Source organism: Comamonas sp. FG99, assembly GCF_057808605.1.
Window position 1 is genome coordinate 24,952 of sequence record NZ_JBMDII010000042.1, and the last position, 19,063, is coordinate 44,014.

General features: G+C 65.8%; 12 protein-coding genes and 2 pseudogenes. 8 read left to right on the forward strand and 6 right to left on the reverse strand.

The features are described from left to right. Positions 1–5 precede the first annotated feature (5 nt). From ACODRX_RS21915 to ACODRX_RS21925, 3 genes and pseudogenes are all read right to left on the reverse strand, one after another. A pseudogene (locus ACODRX_RS21915) lies at positions 6–283 on the reverse strand (IS3 family transposase); the annotation flags it as partial. Positions 284–1,697: 1,414 nt separating this feature from the next. Next, entirely contained in the window at positions 1,698–4,769 is a 3,072-nt protein-coding gene (locus ACODRX_RS21920; protein ID WP_488873660.1) for an efflux RND transporter permease subunit, read from the reverse strand. A 61-nt stretch (positions 4,770–4,830) separates the two neighbouring features. Then, positions 4,831–5,814 (reverse strand): efflux RND transporter periplasmic adaptor subunit, encoded by a 984-nt coding sequence (locus tag ACODRX_RS21925; protein ID WP_488873661.1) that lies wholly within the window; start codon positions 5,812–5,814, stop codon positions 4,831–4,833. 206 nt (positions 5,815–6,020) lie between these two features. Here ACODRX_RS21925 and ACODRX_RS21930 point away from each other — a divergent pair, with 206 nt between their 5' ends. The 5 genes and pseudogenes from ACODRX_RS21930 to ACODRX_RS21950 form a co-directional block, all read left to right on the forward strand. Beyond that, positions 6,021–6,656, forward strand: coding sequence for a TetR/AcrR family transcriptional regulator (locus ACODRX_RS21930; protein ID WP_488873662.1), 636 nt, complete (start codon positions 6,021–6,023; stop codon positions 6,654–6,656). A gap of 36 nt (positions 6,657–6,692) precedes the next feature. Then, positions 6,693–7,220, forward strand: a complete 528-nt coding sequence (locus ACODRX_RS21935; RefSeq protein ID WP_488873663.1) for an Ivy family c-type lysozyme inhibitor — start codon at positions 6,693–6,695, stop codon at positions 7,218–7,220. Positions 7,221–7,410: 190 nt separating this feature from the next. Beyond that, positions 7,411–7,728 (forward strand): transcriptional regulator, encoded by a 318-nt coding sequence (locus ACODRX_RS21940; RefSeq protein ID WP_488873664.1) that lies wholly within the window; start codon positions 7,411–7,413, stop codon positions 7,726–7,728. Then, complete coding sequence (locus ACODRX_RS21945) at positions 7,715–8,002, forward strand: BrnA antitoxin family protein (protein WP_488873665.1); 288 nt, start codon at positions 7,715–7,717, stop codon at positions 8,000–8,002. The genes ACODRX_RS21940 and ACODRX_RS21945 overlap by 14 nt, the downstream gene beginning before the upstream one ends. A 188-nt stretch (positions 8,003–8,190) precedes the next feature. Next, positions 8,191–8,406: pseudogene (locus ACODRX_RS21950) on the forward strand (DUF4130 domain-containing protein); the annotation flags it as partial. A gap of 80 nt (positions 8,407–8,486) precedes the next feature. Here the strand turns inward: ACODRX_RS21950 and purL are convergent. Next, positions 8,487–12,497 (reverse strand): phosphoribosylformylglycinamidine synthase, encoded by a 4,011-nt coding sequence (purL, locus tag ACODRX_RS21955; RefSeq protein ID WP_488873666.1) that lies wholly within the window; start codon positions 12,495–12,497, stop codon positions 8,487–8,489. 158 nt (positions 12,498–12,655) lie between these two features. Between purL and map the strand changes: the two genes are divergently transcribed. After that, positions 12,656–13,471, forward strand: a complete 816-nt coding sequence (map, locus tag ACODRX_RS21960; RefSeq protein WP_488873667.1) for a type I methionyl aminopeptidase — start codon at positions 12,656–12,658, stop codon at positions 13,469–13,471. A gap of 61 nt (positions 13,472–13,532) precedes the next feature. Next, on the forward strand, positions 13,533–16,160 hold the full coding sequence (locus tag ACODRX_RS21965) for a [protein-PII] uridylyltransferase (RefSeq protein ID WP_488873668.1): 2,628 nt from the start codon (positions 13,533–13,535) through the stop codon (positions 16,158–16,160). 7 nt (positions 16,161–16,167) lie between these two features. Here ACODRX_RS21965 and ACODRX_RS21970 read toward each other — a convergent pair whose 3' ends face one another. Both ACODRX_RS21970 and def read right to left on the reverse strand, forming a co-directional pair. Further along, complete coding sequence (locus ACODRX_RS21970; protein WP_488873669.1) at positions 16,168–17,658, reverse strand: nucleobase:cation symporter-2 family protein; 1,491 nt, start codon at positions 17,656–17,658, stop codon at positions 16,168–16,170. A gap of 231 nt (positions 17,659–17,889) precedes the next feature. After that, complete coding sequence (gene def / locus ACODRX_RS21975; protein WP_488873670.1) at positions 17,890–18,435, reverse strand: peptide deformylase; 546 nt, start codon at positions 18,433–18,435, stop codon at positions 17,890–17,892. A gap of 98 nt (positions 18,436–18,533) precedes the next feature. Between def and ACODRX_RS21980 the strand changes: the two genes are divergently transcribed. After that, entirely contained in the window at positions 18,534–18,953 is a 420-nt protein-coding gene (locus ACODRX_RS21980) for a YbaN family protein (RefSeq protein ID WP_488873671.1), read from the forward strand. Positions 18,954–19,063 lie beyond the last annotated feature (110 nt).

Below are 19,063 nucleotides of genomic sequence, written 5' to 3' on the forward strand. Positions count from 1 at the left end.
CCGGCGTAGCCCAGCGCCGAATGCCAGCGCATCCAGCAGCAGGGCCAATCGATACAGCCAAACACATCGGCCCGGGCGTGCTCCCCTGCAGTACACCGTCATGGCGATGCGCCCAGTCTTCATTGAACTGAAGAGCCTCTCCACCGCCGCATTGTCCCAGACCTCGCCAGCCCTGCTCGCGCAGCAGTTGCTGCAGATGGACACTGGTGTATTGGCCGCCCTGGTCCGAGCGGTGCAGCAATGCCACTGACTTGGCCCGGCGCCACACTGCCATCATCAGCGCACAACCGATAGGCGATCAATGCATCTGGCAGCTCGATGCTTTGAGGCGCCAGCCTTGTAAGAGCAAGGCCTGCACTGCACGGACCCCAATATTCAGCCATGCCACCGCGCCGATTGCGCGGGGGGCAACGCTCTCACCTCGCTATTTTGCGGCTATTGCCGCAGGGCACACGCACAGTCCTCACGAAATCCAACACTTTATCTGCACTGCCAATCTTTGCAGATACTTCACCTTCGTGAGAGCCCCCTCCGAGGAACACAGTGGGCTGAACCCGACTCAGACCGACCTATATTATTCAAAACATCGGTTGTGCATCAAAAGCCTGCAATTTCATGAAAAATCAGCCAGAACAAAATTTCAATTTTCTTGGTGCCCGCTGGACTCCGTGGAACGCTTCGGATTTTTGGCCAGAATTCATTACCATGACCCCCACGACGATAGTATTTTTTGGCGGCTACCTCATCATTAAAAGCTTGATTATTGGGAGATGACAGAGAAGACTTGGAAACTGGTTTGAATTTATTTTTATAATGAACGCCGTCATTTTTGCACAAAAGTTTTTGATGAGCCGCTATTTTTCATGATTTTCAACATGGAACATCTCTTGGTTCCAGCCCCTATGAAACGAAAGGTATCCCATGAGGGAAATACCCGAAATCAACGAGAGTTCTCTGTTCAAATTATCGGTCTCCGGCATGGGCACCAGCTTTGGGTTGGCATCGATGTTTGTTTTATTTCACGACAAGCTTTCATTTTTCAAGAACTGGCTATCCATAATAGATTTATCTCTAGCATTTTGTGTTGTACTGTTCTCCGTGAGGTCGATCATCGAATTAAATAAATTCATGGGGAAACTAAAGAATTTTTCAGAAGATCAGCTGCAGAATTATACCCTGCAGAAATATCCAGGAATCTATCCACCCACCATGTTCAATAAAGCTTTTTCGTTGGTTTTTTTAATCATGACGCTTTGCTTCGCAGCATGGCTATTGACTATCACATCACCCCCACTCATCTCGGCGGTAGTGGTTGCCTTCATTATAATTGCGATAATAATCGAATTTCTTTTGGCCACAATAACAAGGTTGATCGCAAAATAAAATGCGCAAGCATACTACCTGTCGCATCCTGAGCATCTTGTATGGCTGCCTCACTGACAATAAGCAATAAGCGCCGCAAACCCACAACACATTGCGATGCCTTGCGACTCTACGAGGCTGCCGCCCTGTGCAGGCCCGCCGTCGCCCTGGCGCGCATATAGCGGACCTCCAAGCACTGCTGCTGGCTCACCAGCATGCGATCTTCGGCATCGAGCGCCTGTGCCACCTGTACCGCGGCCGCATTGCGGAAATGAGGCGCGAGGGGCGCGCCTGGGCGCTGATTGCCATGGAAAATACCGTGAAATATGAACGCGTCATGCGGTCTCTCCGGATGGCGGCATAGCCGCCTCGTCGCGCCGCACCCGGAACCAGGCCGCGTACAGCGCGGGCACGAAGAACAGCGTCAGCAGCGTGGCCACCGCCAGCCCGCCCATGATGGCGATGGCCATCGGGCCCCACAGCGCGGACAGCGTCAGCGGGATCATGGCCAGGATGGCCGCCAGCGCGGTCAGCACCACCGGGCGGGTGCGCCGCACCGTGGCGTTGACGATGGCTTGCCAGCGCGGCTCGCCGGCGGCGATGTCGCGGTCGATCTGGTCGACCAGGATCACCGAGTTGCGCATGATCATGCCAGCCAGCGCGATCACGCCCAGCGTGGCGATGAAGCCGAACGGCACCTGGGTGAGCAGCAGCGCCAGGCTGACGCCGATCATGCCCAGCGGCGCGGTCAGCACGACCATGAACATGCGGCTGAAGCTCTGCAGCTGGACCATCAGAAAGCTCGCCCACAGCAGCAGCATCACCGGCATCACCGCCTGGATCGAGGCGTTGGCCTTGGCGCTTTCCTCGACCGTGCCGCCGGTGTCGATGCGGTAGCCGACCGGCAGGCTGTCCTTGATGTCCTGCAGCATGGGCTCAATCTGCAGCGACACGTCGGGCGCCTGCGCGCCCTGCACGTCGGCGCGCACGCTCAGCGTAGGCAGCCGGTTGCGCACCCACAGGCCCCCTTCTTCCAGCGCCGGCTCGATGGCCGCCACCTGGCTCAGCGGCAAGCTGCGCCCGCTGGCGGTGCGGATCGTGAGGTCGCCCAGCTGTTGCGCATCGAGCCGCTCGGCCGGCAGCGCACGGGCCACCACGTCGATCAGCTCGGTGCCTGCGCGCACCTGGGTGACGGTATGGCCGCTCAGCAGGGTCTGCAGCGCGCGCGAGATCTCCTCGGTGTTCAGGCCCAGCGCGCGGGCGCGGTCCTGGTCGACCCGCAGACGCAGCGCCTTGGTGCGCTCGCTCCACTGCAGGTTCACGTCGCGCACCCTGGGGTGCTCGCGCATGCGGTCGCGCACCCGCTCGGCGATGGTGCGCACCGTGTCGGGGTCGGCGCCACGCACGCGGAACTGCACCGGATAGCCCACCGTGGGCCCCAGCTCCAGCCGGTAGACGCGCGTGCGGATATGCGGCAGGGCCTCGGTCAGGCGCTTGCGCAGGCTGGCGGCCAAGGCGCCGGCCTGCGCGAGCTGGTGCGGATAGACGATCAGCTGCGCGTAGTTGAGCTTGGGCGTCTCCGGATCCAGCGACAGGTAAAAGCGCGGCGAGCCGCCGCCCACATAGGTGGTGAAGTCGCGCACGCGCCCATCCTGGCGCAGCAGTTGCTCGGCCTGCTGCACCTGCGCCAGCGTGGCGGCGTAGCTGGCGCCCTCCTCGAGCTGCAGGTCGACCAGGATCTCCTCTCGCGGCGAGTCGGGAAAGAACTGCTGCGGCACCCACTGGAAGGCCGCCAGCGCCAGCACGAAGGCCGCGCCGGTGGCCGCCAGCACGCTCTTGCGGTGCGCCACGCACCAGTCGATCTTGGGGCCGAACCATTGGTGAAAGCGCGCATGCGCATCGCCATGGCCGCCGGCCTGGATCTGCGGCAGCAGTTTCACGCCCAGGTAAGGCGTGAACAGCACCGCCACCAGCCAGGAGGCGAGCAGCGAGATCGCCACGATCCAGAAGATCGAGCCGGTGAACTCGCCGGTCGACGACTGCGCGAACCCCACCGGCACAAAGCCGGCGGCGGTGATCAATGTGCCGGTCAGCATCGGAAAGGCGGTGCTGGTCCAGGCAAAGCTGGCGGCCCTGGCCCGGTCCCAGCCCTCTTCCATCTTCACCTGCATCATCTCGACCGCGATGATGGCGTCGTCCACCAGCAGGCCGAGCGCGATGATCAGCGCGCCCAGCGAGATGCGCTGCAGGTTGATACCCATGCGCCACATGATGAAGAAGGTGATGCCCAGCACCAGCGGTACCGACAGCGCCACCACGATGCCGGTGCGCCAGCCCAGCGCCAGCAGGCTGACCGTCAGCACGATGCCCAGCGCCAGCGCGAAATGGCCCAGGAATTCGTTGACCGAGCGCTTGACCAGGCTGGGCTGGTCGACGATCTTCTCGATCGTGATGCCGGCCGGCAGCTGTCGCTGCACCTGCGCCATGGCCGCGTCCAGCCGCGGCCCGAGCGCCAGGATGTCGCCACCATCGACCATCGACACCGCCAGCCCGGTCACCCGCTCGCCATTGCGCCGCATCGACATCTGCGGCGGATCGATGAAGCCGCGCGTCACGCGCGCCACGTCGCCCAGCCGCAAGCTGCGCCCGCCCACATCGACCGGTGTGTTCTCGATATCCTGCACCGTGCTCACCGCGCCGTCGACGCGCGCATGGATGCGCGCACGCGGCCCTTCGATGGTGCCGGCCGCCGCCACCACGTTCTGGCGCCGCAGGCTGTCCAGCAGCTGCGCCGGCGCGATGCCCAGCTGCGCCAGGCGGACATGGCTGAACTCCACAAAAAAGCGCGGCTCCTGCACGCCCAGCACCAGCACCTTGGAGACATCGGGCACTTCCAGCATGCGCTCGCGCGCGGCCAGCAGCACCTGCTTCATGCGCAGGTCGTCGAAGCCCTCGGCCCGGAAGGCGTAGATGGAGCCAAAGGTGTCGCCGAAGTCGTCGTTGAAGAACGGCCCCTGCACGCCTTCGGGCAAGGTATGGCGCATATCGCCGACGCGCTTGCGCGCCTGGTACCAGCTTTGCTCGATCCGGGCCTTGCGCGCGGCATCGTGCAGCACCAGGAAGATCGTCGCGTGGCCGGGCCGGATATGGCTGTTCACATAGTCGAAGTGCGGCACCTCCTGCAGGCTGCGCTGGATCTTCTCGACCACCTGCTGCTCCAGCTCGCGCGCGGTGGCGCCCGGCCAGGCCACGTCGATGGTCATGACCTTGATGCTCAGGTTGGGGTCTTCGGCGCGGCCAAGCTTGAAGTACGCCAGCGCACCCAGCAGCAGTGCCAGGATCATCGCGAAGCTGACCAGCGCGCCATGGCGCAGCCCCCATGCGGACAGGTTGAAGCGCCCATTCATCGGAATACCCTCCGCGCTTCGCACTGCGGGTGCGAGCGCCTTCGGAGCGGCCGTGCGGCGCTCATGGCAGCTGCCCATCCCAGGCCTGCACCGCCATGCCCGCATCCAGCCGGTGCACGCCGGCCGCCACCACGCGCTCGCCCGGCGCGATGCCGGCCGCGACCGCGATGGTGTCGGTCCCCATGCCGGCCAGCACCACCGGCCGCAGCACCAGATGCCGGGCATCGTCGGGCAGCACCCAGACGGCGGGCTGCTCCTGGTGCTGGAACAAGGCGCTGATCGGCAGCTGCAGCGGCCCAGACTGCTCAGCGCCGGCCGGCTCGAAGCGCACCGACGCGCTCATGCCCAGGCGCGCGGCCTCGGGCAGCCCGGCCACGGCCACGCGCACGCGGTAGGTGCGGGTGGCGGGATCGGCCACGCTGGCGATCTCGCGCACCGTGCCGGCCCACTCGGCCTGCGGCAGGCTGAGCAGGCGCACCGTGGCCGGCTGCGCCGGGCTGATGAGGCCGATGCGGCCTTCCGGCACATCCACCTGCACTTCCTGCTCGCCGGCCCGTGCCAGCCGCAGCACCGGCGTGCCAGCGGCCACCACCTGGCCCGGCTCGGCCTGTACCAGGGCCACGGTGCCGGCGGCGGGCGCGGTCAAGGCGGTATAGGCCAGATCGTTGCGCGCCCGCTCGAGGCGGCTTTGCGCGCCGTGCACCTGCGCCTGGGTGGCAGCCTGCTGGGTCTGCAGCGCATCGAAATCGGCCCGTGCAACGGCGCCCGACTGCGCCAGGGCGCGGTTGCGCTCGACGTCGCGGCGCAGCCGCGCGAGCGTGGCCTGGGCCTGTGCCAGCTCGGCCGCCGCTTCTTGCACCGCGAGCTTGAACGGCGTGTCGTCCAACCGCGCCAGCACCTCGCCACGGGCCACCGCCATACCTGCATCGGCCCGGCGCACAGTCATCCGGCCCGGCACACGGAACGACAGCTGGCTTTCTATGCGGGGCACGAGCGTGCCCGAGAAGGTGGCCGCGGCAGGGTCTGTGGCTGCATTTGCGGTCACGAGATGGACGGGCGTCGGGCGGCTGGCAGGGCCGGCGCCACGGTCGCAACCGGCCAGCGCGGCACAGATGGCGGCAAGCAGCAAGCCGGCGCGGCAGGATCTGGAAAGGAGAAATGGAGGCATGGCCTTATTTATGTACTGATTCGCAAAAAATTTATTCTGTACCGATTCGAATAAAATGGTCAAGGAATTTTTTGCGAACCAGTATGAAAACCACCGCCAAACCCCGCGGCAGGCCCCGCAGCTACGATCCCGAGCAAGCCCTGGAACTGGCCCTGCACACGTTCTGGAAGAGTGGCTACTCGGGCACCTCGCTGGACGCGCTGGCCGCGGCCACCGGCCTGAACCGGCCCAGCCTCTATGCCGGGCTGGGCGACAAGCGCACCATCTACCTCAAGGCGATGCGGCTGTTCCAGGACCATGCGCGGCAGCATTTCGGCGCCGCGCTGGCGCCCCACCCGAGCGACCGCTCCTTTGCCGACGTGATTGCGCGCTACCTGCGCGCCGCCATCGCGGTGGATGGTTCGCGCGAAGACATCGGCCTCAGCGGCTGCGCGGTGATCTCGACCGCGACCGCCGAGGCGCTGACCGATCCCGAGATCCGGCAGGTGCTGGACGAGGTGCTGCAAGAGATGGACAGCCAGCTCCACGCCGGCCTGCAAGCAGCCGTGGACAGGGGCGCACTGCCCCAAGGCAGCGACATCGAATCGCTGGGCTTCCTGCTGGCCTCGACCGCCCACAGCATCGGCATCCGCGCCCGTGCCGGGCAAACCCGGCAAGACATGGAAAAGCGCGTGGATGCGCTGGCGCGGCTGATCTGCCCCACGGCCTTCCAGCGCTAGCCCCGGTACCATGGCTGCCTAGAAAGGAAACTGCCCATGCAACCGACATCCACCGTCCAGCACAACACAGGCGCCAGGCTGCTGCGGGCCGCCAGCCTGGCGATCACAGCCATGGCGGTCATGGCGGCAACCCCGGTCATCCCCAGCGCCACGGCCGCCGAGCAAGGCGGCGCTGCCGGCGCCCGCTGGAGCTTCAGCGCCATTGCCAAGGACACGCGCGCCCGGCACGCCTTTGACGCCATGGCCCGCGGCCACCAGCTGCCGACCTGGGTGAAAAAGGGCGTGGTCGAATCCCCGGCCGTAGCGGTGGAGATGGCCGGCCGCAGCTACCAGGTCATGCAGGCCTGCAAGCCGCACCATTGCGCCGAGCAGCAGATCGCGGTGATGTACTCGCCCGGCCACGATGCCATGTACGGTGTGCTGCTCAGCCGCAACGGCAGCAGCGAAAAGCTGAGCTGGCTGAACATCGGCGGTGGCAGTGAATCCATCGACGGCAAGACCATCCTCTACGCGGCACTCACAGGCAGCCTGGCCAACCACCCGCAGGCATTCGATTTTCGGTAGGCGGGATGAGTTTTGGCCCGGCCCCCGATCAAATGGACACTGGGGTGCCTGGGCCTTTTACCGCAAGTGCCCAGCGTGGACACCACGCCTCCATGCGGCGCTGCTTGCAGCATCGCTTTGACGATGACTAATTTATTTGTTATAACAAAATATTCATCCAAGCAGAATATTATGTTAGTACAATTAATCCGTGTTCACAGTCATTGAAACCCCTGAGTTCATCGCCTGGTCCGCCAGGGTTTGGTCTGAAGATGAACGTTTTGAGTTCATCGACTGGATCGCTGTGAATTCAGAGGCCGGAGATGTGATCCCTGGCTCTGGCGGCCTGCGCAAAGTCCGCTGGGCTCGCTCAGGCATGGGCAAGCGCGGCGGCGCTCGCGTGGTCTACTTCACGCGCAATGCACGGGGAGAAGTGGTTCTTATCATCGTCTACGCGAAAGCCAAGTTCGACAACATCAGTGCCGAGGTACTCAAGGCGATCAAGGAGAAGTTCGATGCCCAAGATTAAAGACCCGGAATTGCAGGAATTCGAGGCGGCACTACTTCGCAGCGTTGACCAGGCTGTACGCAGCGAACACGGCGCGGTCCATACCCCAGAAGAAATGGAATCCAGAAAGCGGGGGCGTCCCGTTGGATCCGTCAAGGACAACCCCAAGGTGCCAACAACCATCCGATTCGATGCCGATGTACTGTCGGCACTCAAGGGACTGGGGCGAGGCTGGCAAACCCGCGTCAACGACCAGATCCGCGCCGATATCAAGGCAGGCCGGCTAAAAGTGTGAGCCTGCCCCCATACCGGGCACACAGTAAAAAGGCCGCGTGGAATTGCTCGCACTGGCGGGGCACCATGCCGGCCGGCGGAGCATCAATGCGGAGCTGCCCACGGACGACGGGCTGGCCCGCCTCGCGCCCGAGAAGGACGGCCGGCGCATACGCCAGGCCATGCAGGGCGTGGACCGGCATGTGCAGGCCTGGCGCGCGGCGCTGCGATGCGCCACCGCCCAACGCGGGCGAAGCCCTGTGGCTGAGCTACTACGCCAGCACCTTCAACCCGGCCCACCTCAAGGAACAGGCCATGCTGCGCGCAATGCCGCGCCGCTACTGGCACAACCTGCCCGAGACCGTGCTGATCTCCACCCTGGTCCGGCAGGCCCGCGCACGCACGGGGCGGATGCTGGAGCAATAGCGGCCACCTCGGCCACCCCATCCTCAAAAAACAAAAGGCCCCGAAGGGCCTTTGTCTGCTTTGCAGGGTGATTCAATGCATCAACCCAGCCACTTGCGCGCGTTGCGCCACACGCGCATCCAGGGGCTGAACTGCGACTTGTCGCCGCTGGTCCAGCTCATCTGCACGTTGCGGAACACGCGCTCGGGGTGGGGCATCATGGCCGTGAAGCGGCCATCGGCGGTGGTCACGGCCGTGAGGCCGCCTGCAGAGCCGTTCGGGTTGAACGGATACTGCTCGGTGGCGCGGCCGCGGTTGTCCACGTAGCGCATGGCGGCGATGGCCTTGTCGGCATTGCCGCGGTACTTGAAGTTGGCGTAGCCCTCGCCATGCGCGACGGCGATCGGCAGGCGGCTGCCGGCCATGCCCTGCAGGAAGAGGCTGGGCGACTCCAGCACCTCGACCATGGACAGGCGGGCCTCGAAGCGGTTGCTCTGGTTCTGCGTGAAGCGCGGCCAGTCCTGCGCGCCGGGGATGATGTCGGCCAGCTCGGCAAACATCTGGCAGCCATTGCACACTCCCAGGCCAAAGGTGTCGCTGCGGCCGAAGAACCGCTGGAACTGCGCGGACAGGCGCTCGTTGAAGGTGATGGAGCGCGCCCAGCCGATGCCGGCGCCCAGCGTGTCGCCATAGCTGAAGCCGCCGCAGGCGACCACGCCGGCGAAGTCCTGCAGCTGCGCGCGGCCGCTTTGCAGGTCGGTCATGTGCACATCCACCGCCTCGAAACCGGCCTCGGTGAAGGCATAGGCCATTTCCACATGCGAGTTCACGCCCTGCTCGCGCAGCACGGCCACGCGGGGCCGCGCGCCCAGGTTCAGGAGGGGTGCAGCGGGGTTCTCTGCGGGGTCGAACGTCAGGTGCAGGTGCATGCCCGGGTCGGTGGGCTCGCCGGCCACGCTGTGCTCGCTGTCGGCGCAGGCCGGGTTGTCGCGCTGCTGGGCGATCTTCCAGCTCACCGCATCCCAGACCTGGTGCAGGTCGCTGAGCGAAGCGCCGAACACCTTCTTGGCATCGCGCCAGACCTGCAGCTCGCCCTTGCCCACGTCGATGCTGCTCGACAGCGGCCGGGTGTTGCCGACGAAATGGCTGCAGGTGGCCAGGCCGTGCTCGCGCAGGGTCTGCATGACCGCATTGCGCTCGCTGCTGCGCACCTGCAGCACCACGCCCAGCTCTTCGTTGAACAGCGCGCGCAGCGTCATCTCTTCGCGCCGGCCGCTGACCTGCTGCGCCCAGTTCTTGGCATCGCCCGATTCCATGCGGCTGTCGCTGATGCCGTCGCCTTCGGTGACCAGCATGTCCACATTCAGCGCCACGCCCACGTGGCCGGCAAAAGCCATCTCGGCGGCCGTGGCCAGCAGGCCGCCGTCGCCCTTGTCGTGGTAGGCCAGGATCTGGCCCTTGCCGCGCAGGTCGTTGACGGCGTTGACCAGGGCGATCAGGTCCTTGGCGTCATCGAGGTCGGGCGTTTCATTGCCGGACTGGCCCAGCACCTGGCCCAGGATGGAGCCGCCCATGCGCATCTTGCCGCGGCCCAGGTCCACCAGCACCAGCGTGGTGTTTTCCTCGTCGGCGTCGAGCTGCGGCGTGAGCGTGCCGCGCACGTCGGCGATGGACGCAAAGCCGGTGATGATCAGGCTGACGGGCGAGGTGACCTTCTTCACCGCGCCGTTGTCGCTCCACTGGGTGCGCATGGACAGCGAGTCCTTGCCCACCGGGATGGAGATGTTCAGCTGCGGGCACAGCTCCATGCCCACGGCCTTGACGGTGGCGTAGAGCGCCGCGTCTTCGCCGGGCTCGCCGCAGGCCGCCATCCAGTTGGCCGAGAGCTTGACCTTGGACAGCTCGATGGGCGCGGCCAGCATGTTGGTGATGGCTTCGGCCACCGCCATGCGGCCCGACGCCGGGGCATTGATCGCCGCCAGCGGCGTACGCTCGCCCATGGCCATGGCCTCGCCGGCAAAGCCCTTGAAGTCGGCCAGCGTGACCGCCACGTCGGCCACCGGCACCTGCCAGGGACCGACCATCTGGTCGCGGTGGGTGAGACCGCCCACGGCGCGGTCGCCAATGGTGATCAAAAAGCGCTTGGAAGCCACGGTGGGGTGGGCCAGCACCTCGATCACGGCCTTCTCCAGCGGCACGCCATCGAGGTTCAGCGCGGGCAGCGCGCGTGTGACGCTCTTCACGTCGCGGTGCATCTTGGGCGGCTTGCCCAGCAGCACGTCCATCGGCATGTCGACCGGGAACTTCTGCTCTCCGGCGGCCACGGCCGTGTCCTCCAGCACCAGCTGGCGTTCTTCGGTGGCCGTGCCGATCACGGCGAACGGGCAGCGCTCGCGCTCGCAGAAGGCCGTGAACTCGGCCAGCGAGTCGGGTGCGATGGCCAGCACATAGCGTTCCTGGCTTTCGTTGGACCAGATCTCCTTGGGCGCCAGGCCGGATTCCTCCAGGTTGACGGCGCGCAGGTCAAAGCGCGCGCCACGGCCCGCATCGTTGGTTAGCTCGGGGAAGGCATTGGACAGGCCGCCGGCACCCACGTCGTGGATGGCCAGGATGGGGTTCTTGTCGCCTTGGGCCCAGCAGTGGTTGATGACTTCCTGGGCGCGGCGCTCGATCTCGGGATTGCCGCGCTGCACGGAGTCGAAGTCCAGTTCGGCCGCGTTCGTGCCGCTGGCCATGGAACTGGCAGCACCGCCGCCCATGCCGATGCGCATGCCGGGGCCGCCCAGCTGGATCAGCAGCGTGCCGACCGGGAACTCGATCTTCTGCGTCAGTCCGGAGTCGATCACGCCCAGGCCGCCCGCGATCATGATGGGCTTGTGGTAGCCGCGCGTGATGTCGCCGACCTGCTGCTCGTACTCGCGGAAGTAGCCGGTCAGGTTGGGACGGCCGAATTCGTTGTTGAAGGCCGCGCCACCCAGCGGGCCCTCGATCATGATCTGCAGCGGGCTGGCGATGTGCTCGGGCTTGCCCACTTCGCTGCCCCACAGCTTGGAGACCGTGAAGCCGGTCAGGCCGGCCTTGGGCTTGGAGCCGCGGCCCGTGGCGCCCTCGTCGCGGATCTCGCCGCCCGCGCCGGTCGAGGCGCCGGGGAAGGGCGAGATCGCCGTCGGGTGGTTGTGCGTTTCCACCTTCATCAGCACATGGTTGGTGGCGCTCGTCTTTTGATAGCTTGGTGCGCCTTGTGCATCGGTGCTGGAATCGAATCTGGCCAGGAATCGTTCGACCGCATGGCCTTCCATGATGGAGGCATTGTCGGCATAGGCCACGATGGTGTGCTGCGGCGCGAGCTGCTCGGTGTTGCGGATCATGCCGAACAGCGATTTCTCCTGCGCCACGCCGTCGATGGTGAACTGGGCGTTGAAGATCTTGTGGCGGCAGTGCTCGCTGTTGGCCTGCGCGAACATCATCAGCTCCACATCGGTGGGGTTGCGCTTGAGGCCGCCGAAGGCATCGACCAGGTAGTCGATCTCGTCGTCGGCAAGCGCCAGGCCCCACTGCTTGTTGGCGGCCGCTAGCGCTGCCCTGCCGCCACCGAGCACGTCGACGAACTCCATCGGCGCGGCCTGCAGCGTGGAGAACAGCTGCCGCGCCTCCTCGCTGGTGGCGAAGACCGATTCGGTCATGCGGTCGTGCAGCAGCGCGGCGATCCGGGCCACCTGCTCGGCGCTCAGCTCGGGGGCACCGCCCAGAAGACCACTTTTCAGGCCGATGCGGTATTCGGTGACGCGCTCGACGCGAAACACATCCAGCCCGCAGTTGCGTGCGATGTCGGTGGCCTTGGAGGCCCAGGGCGAGATCGTACCCAGGCGCGGCGTGACGACCAGCAGCACGCCGTCCTCGGGCCCCTGGTACGGGTCGCCGTAGCTCAGCAGCGCCTGCAGCCGCTCGCGCCCGGCAGCGGCCGGCTCGGTTTGCGTGGCCACCAGATGGACGAAACGGGCAGCAATGCCCGTTATCTTTGGATGGATCGCGGCGAGCGCGGTCTGCAGTTGCTGGGCGCGAAAAGCGCTAAGGGCATTCCCACCCGCAAATGAAATCAGGTGCAAGGTCACGTGGCGGCCTATGGAGGAGAAAAAGGAGATCGGAAAGAAAGAGACTGCTGCCAGGCAGTGCGCCCGCGCGTCGGCAATCCGGGATTCTACTGTGCGCCCTGCGCGGACTAAGCCAGTTGCCCCGCATGCCAATCGGCCGGGTGGGATAATTCGCCACCATGACCATCAAAATCAATTCTGCCGAAGACATTGAACACATGCGCGAGGCCTGCCGCCTCGCGTCGCAAGTGCTGGACCGCATCACCCCCCACATCCGCCCCGGCATCACCACGCTGGAGATCGACCGCCTGGGCCTGGAATGCATGACCCGGCAAGGCACCAAATCGGCCACCATCGGCTACCAGCCGCCAGGCATGGTGCCCTACCCGGGCCACCTGTGCACCTCGGTCAACCACGTGGTCTGCCACGGCATACCGAATGACAAGCCGCTGAAGAAGGGCGACATCGTCAACGTGGACGTGACGGTGATCACCCCTGCCGGCTATTTCGGCGACACCAGCCGCATGTTCGTGGTGGGCGAAGGCACCATCGCCGGCAAGCGCCTGTGCGATCTGACCTACCAGGCCATGTGGCTGGGCATCCAGCAGGTGAAGAACGGCGCCCGGCTGGGCGACATCGGCCATGCGATCCAGAGCTTCGCCGAGGGGCATGGCCTGTCGGTGGTGCGCGAGTACTGCGGCCACGGCATCGGCAAGGTGTTCCACGACGAGCCGCAGATCCTGCACTACGGCAAGCCCGGCACCGGCGTGGAGCTGCAGACCGGCATGATCTTCACCGTGGAGCCGATGCTGAACCTGGGCCGCCGCGAGATCAAGGACTGGGGCAACGACGGCTGGACCGTGGTGACCAAGGACCGCAGCCTGTCAGCCCAGTGGGAGCACACGGTGCTGGTGACCGACACCGGCTTCGAAGTGCTGACGCTGTCCGAAGGCTATCCGCAGCTGCCCGAATTCGTGACCACCACCAAGTGCTGACCGGGCCAGGCATGGCATAGTCATTGCTTGCCTCGGTGTGACTCCACCAACTGACCGACCGATGACCGCCAAGCCCGCGCCTTCCGCTCCTTCCGACCTCTCCACGGTTCGCCAGCAATACCAGCAGGACCGGCAGCAGGTGTTCGCCGCCATCATGGCCGGCAGTACTTCCCGGGGCATCGCGGCGCATCTGCGCCAGCTGTCGGCGCTGGCCGACGGCCTGCTGCAGACGCTGTGGACGCAGGCCGGCATGCCCGCCGGGCTGTGCCTGGCCGCCGTGGGCGGCTACGGCCGCGGCGAGCTGTTCCCCTACTCCGACATCGACGTGTTGGTGCTGCTGCCCCAGGATGCCGACATGGGCGGTGATGCCCGGCTGCGCGGCAGCATCGAGGCCTTTATCGGCATGTGCTGGGACATGGGGCTGGAGATCGGCTCCAGCGTGCGCACCGTGGCCGACTGCGTGCGCGAGGCCGCGGCCGACATCACGGTGCAGACGGCGCAGCTGGAGTCGCGCCGCATCACCGGCGATGCGGGCCTGTTCCGGCAGTTCCAGCAGGCCTTCAACCAGGCGCTGGAGCCGCAGGCCTTCGTCGTCGCCAAGACGCTGGAGATGCAGCAGCGCCACAGCAAGTACGACAACACCGCCTACGCGCTGGAGCCCAACTGCAAGGAATCGCCCGGCGGCCTGCGCGATCTGCAGCTGATCCTGTGGATCGCCCGCGCCACCCGGCTCGGGCGCAACTGGAAGGAGCTGGCCACCAACGGCATCGTCACGCCCTACGAGCTGCGCAACCTGCAGCGCAACGAGGCGCTGCTGAGCCTGATCCGCGCGCGGCTGCACATCCTGGCCAGGCGGCGCGAAGACCGGCTGGTGTTCGACCTGCAGACCACGGTGGCCGAATCCTTCGGCTACAAGAGCGAGACACCGGCCGGCCACCGCTTTCCGATCCGCGCCAGCGAGCAGCTGATGAAGCGCTACTACTGGGCCGCCAAGGCGGTGGTGCAGCTGTCGCAGATCATGCTGCTCAATATCGACGAGCGCCTGCACCCGGGCAACCACAGCCCGCGCCGCATCGACGACGAGTTCTTCGAGAAGGCCGGCCTGATCGAGGTGGCGCAGGACGACCTCTACCTGCGCAACCCGCACGCCATCCTGCGCACTTTCCTGCTGTACGAGACCACACCGGGCGTCAAGGACCTGTCGGCGCGTACCTTCCGCGCGCTGTACCACGCGCGCAACGTGATGGGGGCGCAGTTCCGCAAGGACCCGGTCAACCGCGCCACCTTCATGGCCATCCTGCAGCAGCCGACGGGCATCACCCACGCCATGCGGCTGATGAACCAGACCTCGGTGCTCGGGCGCTACCTGTGGCCGTTCCGCCGCATCGTGGGCCAGATGCAGCACGACTTGTTCCACGTCTACACGGTGGACCAGCACATCCTGATGGTGTTGCGCAACGTGCGGCGCTTTTTCATCGCCGAGCATGCGCACGAATACCCGTTCTGCTCCCAGCTGGCCGCCGGCTGGGACAAGCCCTGGCTGCTGTACCTGGCCGCGCTGTTCCATGACATCGGCAAGGGCCGCGGCGGCGACCACTCCGAGATCGGGGCCAGCGAGGTGCGGCGCTTTTGCAAGGAGCACGGCATCGCGCGCGACGACGCGCAGCTGGTCGAGTTCCTGGTGCGCGAACACCTGTCCATGAGCCAGGTGGCGCAAAAGCAGGACACCAGCGACCCCGACGTGATCCGCGCCTTCGCCACGCGCGTGCACAACGAGCGCAACCTCACCGCGCTGTACCTGCTGACGGTGGCCGACATCCGCGGCACCAGCCCCAAGGTGTGGAATGCCTGGAAGGGCAAGCTGCTCGAAGACCTGTACCGCGCCACGCTGCGCGTGCTGGGCGGCCGCGCACCCGACATCGCCTCGCAGGTGGAGGCGCGCAAGCGCGAGGCGCTGGTGCTGCTGGCGCTGCAGGCGCAGCCCTTCGAGTCGCACAAGGCGCTGTGGGAGACGCTGGGCGTGCAGTACTTCATGCGCCACGAGGCGACCGACATCGCCTGGCACACGCGCCAGCTCTCGCGCGCCGTGGGCTCGGCCACGCCCATCGTGCGCGCGCGCCCCTCGCTCGCGGGCGACGGGCTGCAGGTGCTGGTGTACACCGCCGACCAGCCCGACCTGTTCGCGCGCATCTGCAGCTACTTCGACCGCGCCGGGCTGTCGATCCTCGATGCGCGCATCCACACCGCGCTGAACCGCTATGCGCTCGACACCTTCCAGGTGGTCGCGCCCACGCTGCAGCAGCACTACCGCGAGCTCGCCACGCTGGTCGAAAGCCATCTGAGCCAGGTGCTCACCGCCGCCGGGCCGCTGCCCGAGCCGGTGCAGCGCCGCGTGTCGCGCCGGGTCAAGAGCTTTCCAGTGGCGCCGCGCGTATCGCTGCAGCCCGACGACAAAGGCCAGCGCTGGCTGCTGTCGATCTCGGCCGCCGACCGCGCCGGCCTGCTCTACACCGTGGCGCGCATCATGGCCCGCCACCAGCTGAGCGTGGAGCTGGCCAAGATCAGCACCCTGGGCGAGCGTGTGGAAGACACCTTCCTGCTACAGGGCGCCGAGCTGCAAAGCAATGTGCGCCAGATCGCGCTCGAGACCGAGGTGCTGTGGGCGCTGTCCGACCACACCGAGGCCTAGGCCGCAATCAATGGCCGTGGCCGAGAGCCGCTGGCCTGACCGGCACCTCATTGCCATCCTTGTCGAAGACCTTGCCGTTCTCGAACCGGTCGCCATCGGCCAGGGCCTTGATCACCGCCTCGCTCAGAATGCGCTCCGAGCCCGCCTCGAACACCGAGGGCTGGTCGGGGTTGCCGCGCTGGAAATGGTTGAACAGCAGGTTCAGCAGCAGCACCGTCACCGCGGTCGAGCTGATGCCCGAATGGAACATCGTGGCGAACCAGGCCGGAAAATGGTGGTAGAAGTCGGGCTTGACCATGGGCAACACGCCCATGCCGATGGAGGCCGCGACGATGATCAGGTTCATGTTGTTGTGGTACTCCACCTTGGCCAGCGTACGGATGCCGCTGGCCGCCACGGTGCCGAACAGCACCAGCCCGGCGCCGCCCAGCACCGCCGGCGGCACGCAGGCCACCAGCCGGCCGATGACCGGCAGCAGGCCGAAGGCGATCAGGATCAGGCCGCTGCAGGCCACGACATAGCGGCTCTTGATGCCGGTGACCGCAACCAGGCCGACATTCTGCGCAAATGCGCTTTGGGTGAACGAACCGAAGAATGGCGCCACCGCGCTCGATAGCATGTCGGCGCGCAGGCCGTCGGCCAGGCGGCGCGAGTCCACCCGCGTGCCGATGATGTCGCCCACCGCCAGGATGTCGGCCGAGGTCTCCACCAGCGTCACCATGATCACGATGCTCATGGAGATGGTCGCGGCCAGGCCGAAGGTGGGCCAGCCGAAATGCAGCGGCATCGGCACGGCAAACCAGGCGCCGCGGCCCACGGCCGAGAAGTCCGCCATGCCGATCAGCGTGGCCACGGCGGTACCGAGCACGATGGACAGCAGGATGGACAGGCGCGAAATCATGGCATTGCCGAGCTTGCTCAGCACCAGCACAATGGCCAGCGACAGGCCCGCCAGGCCGATATTGCCCACGCTGCCATAGCCCGCCGCCTGGCTGTCGCCGCCCATGGCCCAGTGCGCCGCCACCGGCATCAGCGACAGGCCGATGACCGTGATCACGCAGCCATTGACCAGCGGCGGGAAAAAGCGCGTGAGCTTGGAAAACACCGGCGCAATCAGCAGGCCCAGCAGCGATGAGAGCATCACCGCGCCCAGCACGCCCTGCATGCCGCCGCCGGTGTGCAAAATGCTGACCATGGTGGCCACACCGGAGAAGGAAACGCCCTGCACCAGCGGCAGGCGCGAGCCGAAGAATGGAATCCCCAGCGTCTGCAGCAAGGTGGCGAGGCCGCCCATGAACAGGCAGGCGGTGATGAGCAGCCCGGTGTCTGCGGCCGACATGCCCGCGGCATTCGCCATGACCAGCGGGACGGCAACGATGCCGCCATACATGGTCAGCACATGCTGAAAGCCATAAAGAATATTTGCCGCCCAGCCCAGCTGCTCATCCTCGGGCCGGCGAACGGCGGCCGCCGACGAATGGTCGGAACTCTTTTCCATGCCTGTCTCCTTGTTGGTTGCCGCGGGCATGGGGCAAGTGACAGCGCCTCGACCCGATTACCCTGGTGCCCGCAATCGCTTCGTTTGAAAAGGCACTGTACAAGGCGGGCCGCCGGCGTTCATCCACCTGACGGTATAAATAGAATTGACTTTTGTGTATACAAAAATTGTCTCAAAAACTGCATGCAAATATGTCCGCACGAGGATAGCAGGCAGGCACCCGCCCCTGCCTCAGTCGCCGGAATCGTCGGCCGCGCCCAGCTCGGGAAACAACACCTCGGTAAAGCCGAACTGGCGGAAGTCGCGCATCCGCATGGGATAGAGCTTGCCCCACAGGTGATCGCACTCATGCTGCACCACGCGCGCATGAAAGCCCTCCACGCTGCGATCGATGGCATCGCCATACTGGTCGAAGCCGGTATAGCGGATCTGCGACCAGCGCGGCACCAGCCCACGCATGCCGGGCACCGACAGGCAGCCCTCCCAATCGCGCTCCTCTTCATTGGACAGCGGCGTGATCACCGGATTGATCAGCACCGTTGGCGGCACCAGAGGACGGTCCGGATAGCGCGGATTGCGCTCGTTGGAGCCGAACATCACCACCTGCAGATCCACCCCGATCTGCGGTGCCGCGAGGCCCGCCCCGCTGGCGGCGCGCATGGTGTCCAGCAGGTCCTGCACCAGCTGATGCAGCTCGTCGGTATCGAACTGGGTCACCGGCTGGGCAATGCGCAGCAGGCGCGGGTCGCCCATCTTCAAGATCGCGTGGATGGTCATGGCATGTCAAAGGCAAAAAAGCGGCGACGGCTGCAATGCCATCACAGCCCGCAGCATAACCCGCCGATCGCCCCGGCGCATGCAGGACAATGCAGCCCATGCCGCAACCGCCCGAATCCCCGCCGCCCGCGCCCAGGCAAGCGCCCCTGCCCGCTGCCGCGCGCTGGCTGCTGATGGCCTTCGCGGTGCTGTGCCTGGTGATGGGCGTGATCGGCATCGTCGTTCCCGGCCTGCCGACGACGGTCTTCATCCTCATGGCTGGCTGGGCGGCCGCGCGCAGCTCGCCGCGCCTGCACGCCTGGCTGTGGCGCCACCGGCTGTTCGGCCCCATGCTGCAAAACTGGGCCAACGGCGGCAAGGTCAGCCGCAGGGCGAAATGGAGCGCCACCATCCTCATGGCCTTGTGCGCCGTGGTGCTGCTGGTTGCCCATGTTCCGCGCTGGGTGGCCGCCAGCGCATCGCTGTGCATGGCCTGCGTGCTTGCCTGGCTCTGGCGGCGCCCCGAACCGGGCGGCTGAGCTTGCCGGCAGTTTGCTCGGCGAGCCGGTTTTTTGTGTATATAATCGCGGTCTCATTCCTCAATAGCTCAGTCGGTAGAGCGCCGGACTGTTAATCCGTAGGTCCCTGG

Bases quoted from the DNA above. Each gene is read 5' to 3' on its own strand.
- ACODRX_RS21920 (WP_488873660.1), bottom strand. From the start codon at position 4,769: ATGAATGGGCGCTTCAACCTGTCCGCATGGGGGCTGCGCCATGGCGCG.
- ACODRX_RS21930 (WP_488873662.1), top strand. From the start codon at position 6,021: ATGAAAACCACCGCCAAACCCCGCGGCAGGCCCCGCAGCTACGATCCC.
- ACODRX_RS21935 (WP_488873663.1), top strand. From the start codon at position 6,693: ATGCAACCGACATCCACCGTCCAGCACAACACAGGCGCCAGGCTGCTG.
- ACODRX_RS21945 (WP_488873665.1), top strand. From the start codon at position 7,715: ATGCCCAAGATTAAAGACCCGGAATTGCAGGAATTCGAGGCGGCACTA.
- map (WP_488873667.1), top strand. From the start codon at position 12,656: ATGACCATCAAAATCAATTCTGCCGAAGACATTGAACACATGCGCGAG.
- ACODRX_RS21965 (WP_488873668.1), top strand. From the start codon at position 13,533: ATGACCGCCAAGCCCGCGCCTTCCGCTCCTTCCGACCTCTCCACGGTT.
- ACODRX_RS21970 (WP_488873669.1), bottom strand. From the start codon at position 17,658: ATGGAAAAGAGTTCCGACCATTCGTCGGCGGCCGCCGTTCGCCGGCCC.
- def (WP_488873670.1), bottom strand. From the start codon at position 18,435: ATGACCATCCACGCGATCTTGAAGATGGGCGACCCGCGCCTGCTGCGC.
- ACODRX_RS21980 (WP_488873671.1), top strand. From the start codon at position 18,534: ATGCCGCAACCGCCCGAATCCCCGCCGCCCGCGCCCAGGCAAGCGCCC.